The organism is Peribacillus sp. P4_C12, from assembly GCF_056402095.1.
On sequence record NZ_JBFUIB010000530.1, the window covers coordinates 1 to 2,403 of the forward strand.

At 35.8% G+C, this 2,403-nt stretch carries 3 protein-coding genes; all 3 read right to left on the reverse strand.

All coding sequences use genetic code 11. The features are described from left to right. Positions 1-445: 445 nt before the first annotated feature. Positions 446-1,072, reverse strand: a complete 627-nt coding sequence (locus AC1DUW_RS26005; RefSeq protein WP_477643838.1) for an FMN-dependent NADH-azoreductase — start codon at positions 1,070-1,072, stop codon at positions 446-448. Between the two features lie 53 nt (positions 1,073-1,125). Next, the gene (locus tag AC1DUW_RS26010; protein ID WP_477643839.1) at positions 1,126-1,710 is read right to left on the reverse strand and encodes a DUF3238 domain-containing protein; all 585 of its coding nucleotides are present in this window, start codon (positions 1,708-1,710) and stop codon (positions 1,126-1,128) included. A gap of 138 nt (positions 1,711-1,848) precedes the next feature. Further along, a partial coding sequence (locus AC1DUW_RS26015) for a DUF3238 domain-containing protein (protein ID WP_477643840.1) occupies positions 1,849-2,403 on the reverse strand: 555 nt, incomplete at its 5' end.

The window sequence follows — 2,403 nt, forward strand, 5'->3', positions numbered from 1 at the left end:
TCAACAAAAGGGCACCGACCCATTAGGTTAGCAAAACTGGCCTCCACCCCTTGGATAGGCATGACGAAGGAATGAGAGGGCATATTTTATGACCCGTTGAGACATGGGAGGGAAAGCCTCCAGGGGCGGCGTGGAGAAAATGTGCATTATATGGTATAATATGGAATTTCGTTATGACTCCTTTATTTAACTATGCCTCCACGAAGCCAAAATGATGTGAGCTTATTGCTTTTAAACTTTAATATATTTTCAAGGGTTATGAAATCCTGCGAATAAGTGAGCATTCGAGAGCTATAGCTATCATACTGAGGGAGTTGAAGAAGGATATTAAAACATCTCAATAGGGCTATTACTTCTCAAATATAGCGAGATAAGCAAATAAAAAACAGTACCACCACTATAAAAGTGTTGGTACTGCTATATTTAACGATAAGTGTTTAGTTATTTAGAACGTACTTGCTAATTTATCAGCTTTTTCAAGCCCTGCGGCAATAATTCCTTCTGCTTTATCTGGGAGTTGATTGTGACCTTCAATCACTATTTTCTCTATATCTTTTACACCGAAAAAGCCCATCATACTTGCTACATATTTAACTGCCATTTCTATTTCAGCTGCCGGTCCCGTAGAATACACACCCCCACTTGCATTTAGTAATGCAATTTTCTTATTTCCAATAAGACCTACTGGACCCTCTGGCGTATATTTAAATGTTTTGCCCGCACGATTTAAGTAATCAATATATGTGTGTAGGACAGCTGGRATTGTTAAATTCCATAATGGGAAACCAAATACAACTTTATCAGCTGCTAAGAATTGATCTARATATTTATCAGCAACAGCTACTGCTTTTGCTTCCTCCTCTGTTAAATCAAGTCCTCTACTAGCTTTAAATGTACCGTTAATCATATCAACGCCTACATATGGCAATTCTTCATTATACAAATCAAGCTCTACCACGGTATCATTTGGATGTGATTCTTTATAGCTCGCTAAAAAAGCGTCATATAATTTCACACTTACTGATTGGTCTGCTGGTCGATTGTTTGCTTTTAAAAATAGAATTGTTGTCATTCTCTTATTCTCCTTTTGCTTCTCTTAAGTTGTGATTAGCGTATTATTTTCCTTTATAATATCTTTTTAAAACTATATTCCATATCTCCGCCTAGAGCCTCGGCTGTATCACCAGTTTCCCTGAAATCGTGTGTATGAATTTCTTCAAACGGATCAAAATTTACTTGCTTATAAAATTCATAACAAGGGAATCCGTCATGTGCACCTTGAATATCGATAGTTCCATCTTTTTTGACATGTACAGTTAATAGATAATCAACGGGAGGTGCATATACATTTAATGGGTTGCTAGCACTTGCACTCATTTGAAACCTGACGTCATCAGAACTCCATACAATATCAGTGCACAAAATATCTTTTGTACTAGCTTGCCCGGATCTTTTATTAACGGAACCATTTGAAGTTGTGATTCTTTCCGTTGTTATGCCAGTATTCACATGTGTGAAAATTTCTTTTTTATAAAAATCTACAACCACTTCTTGTTCTATTCTAGAACGCATAGCGTTTACAGCATTAGGTGTAAATTCACGTGAGTCACCTTCGAATTGAATCACGTTTCCTGTTTTAATATCCTTCTTAGGTTCAGTCCAAGACATTGGAATAAATACACTTGCTCTAACTTTAACGATATTAGTCATAAGACATACCTCTTTGATTTTTAATTTTATGGATAATAATATTGAGTCATTGAGCAAAGCAGATCGCAATTCTTTCGTATAAATTATTGCTTTTCCTTTAATATTTGCTGCTTGTAAACTTCTACTTAGTATTTATATCTAGATTGTCGTTTTAAAACTGTATTCCATTTCCCCAGCTAGCGCTGCTGGAGTGTCACCAGTTTTTCTGAAATCATGTGTATATATTAATTCAAATGGACCAAAATCTGTTTGTTTATAAAATTCATAGCAGGGGAACCCATCATGTGCACCTTCAATTTGTGCAACACCACTCTTGTTAACATGTATAGTTAATAAATAATCAGCCGCAGGTGCTGCTGCATTTAAAGGGTTGCTTGCACTTGCCCTCATTTCAAAAGAAACTTCATCAGTGCCCCACACAACATTAGTACATACAATATTTTCTGTACTTGTTTTTCCTTTTTTATAATCAATAGAACCATCTGGATTTGTAACTTTTACAGTTACGATACAAGCATTTGTATATGTGAGAATTTCTTTTTTATAAAAATCAATAATCACTTCTTGCTCTAATCTTGACCGCATTGTGTTTACAGCGTAAGGTGTAAATTCACGTGCATCACCAGCATATTCCAGTACGCTTCCTGTTGCAGATTCTTTAATAGGTTCCAACCAGGCATATGGTGCAAATAC

What these genes read in the sequence shown, in the direction of transcription:
- AC1DUW_RS26010 (WP_477643839.1), bottom strand. Translation starts at nt 1,710, where the DNA reads ATGACTAATATCGTTAAAGTTAGAGCAAGTGTATTTATTCCAATGTCT.